This window comes from Micromonospora sp. D75, assembly GCF_018070405.1.
Classification (GTDB): Bacteria; Actinomycetota; Actinomycetes; order Mycobacteriales; family Micromonosporaceae; genus Micromonospora; species Micromonospora chalcea.
On record NZ_JAGPXV010000495.1, the window covers coordinates 1 to 4,625 of the forward strand.

Annotated in this window: 4 protein-coding genes and 1 pseudogene; all 5 read right to left on the bottom strand. The window is 70.5% G+C overall.

Annotation, left to right across the window (positions count from 1 at the left end; all coding sequences use genetic code 11):
• A pseudogene (locus KBX39_RS23970) lies at nucleotides 1-76 on the bottom strand (transcriptional repressor); the annotation flags it as partial.
• 133 nt (nucleotides 77-209) lie between these two features.
• Nucleotides 210-1,208: a glycoside hydrolase family 11 protein gene (locus tag KBX39_RS23975; protein WP_064445607.1), complete on the bottom strand. Its 999-nt coding sequence runs from the start codon at nucleotides 1,206-1,208 to the stop codon at nucleotides 210-212.
• A 347-nt stretch (nucleotides 1,209-1,555) separates the two neighbouring features.
• Nucleotides 1,556-2,032, bottom strand: a complete 477-nt coding sequence (locus KBX39_RS23980; protein WP_069088428.1) for a hypothetical protein — start codon at nucleotides 2,030-2,032, stop codon at nucleotides 1,556-1,558.
• Nucleotides 2,033-2,076: 44 nt separating this feature from the next.
• Nucleotides 2,077-3,690: a class I adenylate-forming enzyme family protein gene (locus tag KBX39_RS23985; RefSeq protein WP_069088671.1), complete on the bottom strand. Its 1,614-nt coding sequence runs from the start codon at nucleotides 3,688-3,690 to the stop codon at nucleotides 2,077-2,079.
• A 160-nt stretch (nucleotides 3,691-3,850) separates the two neighbouring features.
• The coding region (locus KBX39_RS23990; protein WP_247660515.1) for an ABC transporter permease at nucleotides 3,851-4,625 on the bottom strand (775 nt) is incomplete at its 5' end.

A 4,625-nucleotide genomic window follows, 5' to 3' on the forward strand; every position in this document is an offset into this window, starting at 1 on the left:
CGGCGAGCACCGCCAGCCGGGGCCGGGTCACCCGCAACGAGACCGCCCGGAGCTGCGTCTCGAAGTCGGCCGTCATGCGACGACCTTAGCCCGGTCTTTTGGAATGAATCAAGTTTCTGCCCAGGTGTGTCGGCCGCCACCGCGGCCGTCCGCGCACACGAAAACGGGGGTGCCGCGCCTGGCGTGGCACCCCCTCCCCGGAAGAGGGTTCAGGCGGCTGAGCAACTCGCGGTGGGCGTGTTGCTGTTGCCGTTCTTGTAGAGCGTGATGCCGAAGTTGTTGCCGTTGCCGTTGGGACGCGCGGTGAGCGTGCCGCTGGTGCCGCTGACCGAGGCGTTCCAGCTGTTCTGCAGGCTCTGGCCGCCCTGGGTCTGGATGCTGACGACCCAGTTGCTGGTGCCGCTGACCGAGAAGGTCACGTTGAACCGGTCGCCCCACTCCTCGGCCCGGCTGACGCTGACCGTGCAGCCGCCGTTGTTCGGCGGCGGGGTGGTCGGGTTACCGCTGGTCCCGCCGATCGTGATGTTGGAGTTGCCGCTGCTCTGGTAGCCCTCGGTGGCGAGGATCTGGTAGTCGTGCGAACCGAGGTTCATGCCGTAGCGGGACCAGGCGTCGAAGTGGTTGCCGGCGGTGATGGTGCCGCCCACGCGCTTCGACTGCCGGACGCTCCAGTACTGGTAGAACGTCCGCGTGCCCTCGATCGAGGGGGCGTTGACCCGCTGGGTGCGGTAGATGTCGTACGTGCCGCCGTCGGAGGACACCGAGCCCATGTAGCCGCTGCCCGGCGGGCGCCAGCTGCCCCAGCTGTCGACGATGTAGTACTCGACGAGCGGGTTGCGGGTCCACCCGTAGAGCGTCAGGTACGCGTTGCCGGACGGGTTGAAGCTGCCGGAGTAGCTGACCGTGCGGCGGCCGCCCGGGTTCCAGCCCTTGCCGGCGACGAAGTTGTTGATGTTGCTCCACTGGGTGCTGTACTGACCACCGTTGCCCATGGTCATGGAGACGTTGCCACTGTCTTTCCAGAAGGAATAGAAGTAGCCGTTGTTGGTGCCGGTCGAGTTCGACGTGACGGTGGTGTCGGCGTAGGCCGGGCCGGACGTGACCGCCGTCGTCCCGGCGGCGATCAGCGCCACGGCACAGGCGCCGCCGAAGAGCATCCGGAGGCGTCCGCGCCTGCGGTTGCCCGTGCGGACGGGGGCGTCGTTCATGGACGGGTTTCCTCCCTGTGACCGGCTGGCGCGGCCAGCCGGGTGGCACGAGCCGCATGTGGCCGTCCGCTGGTGGACGGCGGGACGGGCGACTGCGCGCCACGGCGGTGGACGGACATCGACGTCAATCGAGATACGCCGATGGCCACAGTATTGGAGGCTCATTTCTCCGTGTCAACAAGTTCCGGAAATGTTGTGGAAACCCGAAGTAGCACAAATAGGGCTTAGCGCTGCCGGGTGAGGCTGTCGCAGCCCTGCCGGAGGTCTCTTGAACGAGCCGAGTAAGCGATGGTGACCGGAAGTTTCGGCGGCTTTCCGGATCAAGGCCGGGCCCGCGCCGGGCACCGCTACCCGGTCGAGCCCAGCATCACCCCGAACACGCCGCAGCAGGCCAGCCCGCCGACGACGAGCGTGACGAGGGCGACCGAGTAGTTCGACCACAGGCCGAACCGCGTCACGTCGGTGCCGTACCCGTCGTGCACCCGGTTGCGCCAACCGCCGAAGCGGAACACCAGGTGGTGGGCGGCTCCCGGCTGGACCATGAGCGACGTGGTCATCAGCGGGACGCCCATGAAGTCGGTGTAGCGGACGTCGTGCCCGCCGGCCGGGACGGCGACGTGCCACGTGCCCTCGCCCGGGATCGCGACCACCTGGCGGTCGATCTTGAAGCGGCTGGTGACCGGCGCGGGAATCATGTACGGCCCCCGGTTCACCGAGACCACGAGCACTCCGCAGCCCGGCGGCGGGGCGATCGGGTGCGGGTAGGCGATCAGCGGGACGACGCCGTGCATCGGCGGGTACGGCTGCGAGGGGAGGTAGGACACGGCCAGATTCTGGCACGGCCGCGCCAGGTGTCGATCTCCCCCGCTCAGCCGGCGCCGGGCGCCGCGGCGCCGGCGAGCAGGCGCTGTCGCATCAGGAACTTGCGGACCTTGCCGGTGGGTCCCATGACCACGTCGTCGTCCGGGATGGTCACCACCCGGCGCAGCGTCGCGGCCACCGCGGGGCCCAGCGCGGCCCGGACCCGGTCGGTGCGGTCACGCGCCGGATCCGCGTCCTCGGCGAGCAGGAGCAGCACGTCGGTGACGGTCGTGCCGTCCTCGGCCGCCGCCGCGACCACAGTGCAGTCACGGACGTCCGGGCAGTGCCGCAGGACGCGCTCCTCGGACAGCGCGGTGTACAGCCAGGTCCCGCCGCCCAGGTCGACCGCGTCGCTGGCCCGGTCGACGTGGTGGTAGTCGCCGGCCTCGTCGCGGTACATCAGGTCGCCGGTGAGGTAGTAACCGCCCAGCCGGGTGCGGTACGTGGTGACCGAGTCGTTCCAGTACCCGAGCGCCAGCGTCGGCGACTTCAGGCCGACGTGCCCCACCTGCCCCGGCGCTACCTCCTCACCGGTCTCCACGTCGAGCAGCACGATCTCGGCGAACGGGTACGGCTTGCCGACACAGCGGTCGTACCGGTCGCTGCCCAGCCGGTGGGTGATCCGGAACGCGCCGTGCCCCATCTCGGTGGAGCCGAGCATGTCGACGAACTTCGAGCCGGGGGCGTCCACCATGCCGTCGCGGGTGTACGTGGGATGGCTGCCGACCGCGACCAGCCGGCGTACGTGCGACTCGTGCGCGCAGTCTCCGGTGTTGAACCAGTTGCGCACCGAGCTGAGGTCGCGGGTGGTGAGGTCGACCCGGGCCAGCTCGGACCAGGTCACCGCGAAGCCGAAGACGCCGGTGGGGCGCCACCGTTCGATCGCGGAGAGGATCGTCTCGGCGCTGCGCGCGAACGGGCCGCCCTGCGCGGACAGGCACAGCAGCTGGTAGCCGTTGCAGAGCGCCTGGTTGAGCGTGATGATGCCGGCGGCGTGCGCGGCCGGCAGCGCGGACATCTCCCGCACCTCGCCGTACGGCCGGGACTCGGTGAGCCGGACCGCGCGGATCGCGGCGAACAGGCCGTGGTGCGAGTGGACGATCGCCGCCGGCACCCGGGTGGTGCCCGAGGAGTGGGTGATGACCACCGGGTCCTGCGGGTGGTGCCGGTGGTGCGGCGGGGCCTGCGCCGGGTCGCCCGCGCCGGTCTGCGCCGCGTCGCCGAGGACCGGCGCGCCGAGGTCGTGCCCGGCCAGGGCGGCGTGGTCGGCGTCGACCACCACCCCGGCGGCGCGCAGCCGCCGCACGAACTCGGCCGCCAGCTCGATCGGCATGTTGCCGTTCATCAGCGCCGGGATCGCGCCGAGCCAGGTCAGCGCCAGGAAGTTGAGGAACACGTCCGGCGCCGAGGTCACGTACACCGCGATCGGGTCGGCCCGGCGGACGCCGCGCGCCCGGAACCACGCCGCCCGCGCCGCGACCCGCTCGGTCAGGGTGGCGAGCGACAGCGGCGTCCAGGCGGGGATGCCGTCGACGTCGACGTCGAACGTCACCCGGGGCATGTCCATGTCGGCGCCGTGCTCGGCCAGCCGGAGCAGCACGTTGCCCGCGCCCAGCTCCATGTCGGCCGCCAGCGTCGCGCGGAAGTTGTCGGCACCCAAACGAGTCGCCTCCTCAGCTGACACACGTCACGGCCGCGCCGGCGGCGTACCGGCCGCCGGGCGGGGACACGATCAGGCTAGAGCGCCCGCCACGCTGAGACAATGCTCGATGTACGCTCGGTCAGGAGACGTCGCGGTTGAACAGCCGCGACGACCAGAACAGGCTCGCCGCGGCCAGCCCGGACATGATGAGCGCGCCCTGCCAGACCACGCTCTGGGTGATCTGGCCGGCGAACAGCGCCCGCATGCCGTCGGTGGCCCAGGCGAACGGATTCCACACCGCGACCCGCTGGATCCACATCGGCGCCAGCACGAGCGGGATGAGCACGCCGGCCAGCAGCGACACCGGCTGCCCGACGGTGTTCACCAGCACGCCGAGGCTGTTCTCGTTGCGGACCAGCAACGCGATGTCGTACGAGATCGAGGTGCTCAGCAGCACCATCACCGACAGCAGCGCGTACGACACCAGCAGGTTCGCCAGGTGCACCCGCAGGCCGAACGGCAGCGCCACGAGCGTGACCACCATGGCCTGCACCACGTTGAGGCACACGTGCATCAGCGCCCGGCCCAGCAGCAGGCCGGTCCGGCTCACCGGCGTCACCCGGCACCTGTCGATGATGCCCGCGCGCAGCGCGCTGAGCAGCCCGTAACCGGCGAACAGGCCGCCGAACAGGCCCATCGCCACGAACAGGCCGGGTACGTAGATGCGGTACGCGTCGGCGTAGGTCGAGGCGCCCCGGTCGACCATCACCACCTTGAGGAACGGCGCGAAGAGGATCAGGTAGGTGATCGGCTGGGCCAGGCTGAACGCCACCATCACCGGGTTGCGCACCATCAGGCCGGCCTCCTGCTGGAAGATCAGCCAGGTGTCGCGGACGAGCTTCACGCCGTACTCC

Excerpts from the sequence above, each read along its gene's own strand:
- KBX39_RS23985 (WP_069088671.1), bottom strand. The coding sequence starts at position 3,690 with ATGGAGCTGGGCGCGGGCAACGTGCTGCTCCGGCTGGCCGAGCACGGC.
- KBX39_RS23975 (WP_064445607.1), bottom strand. The coding sequence starts at position 1,208 with ATGAACGACGCCCCCGTCCGCACGGGCAACCGCAGGCGCGGACGCCTC.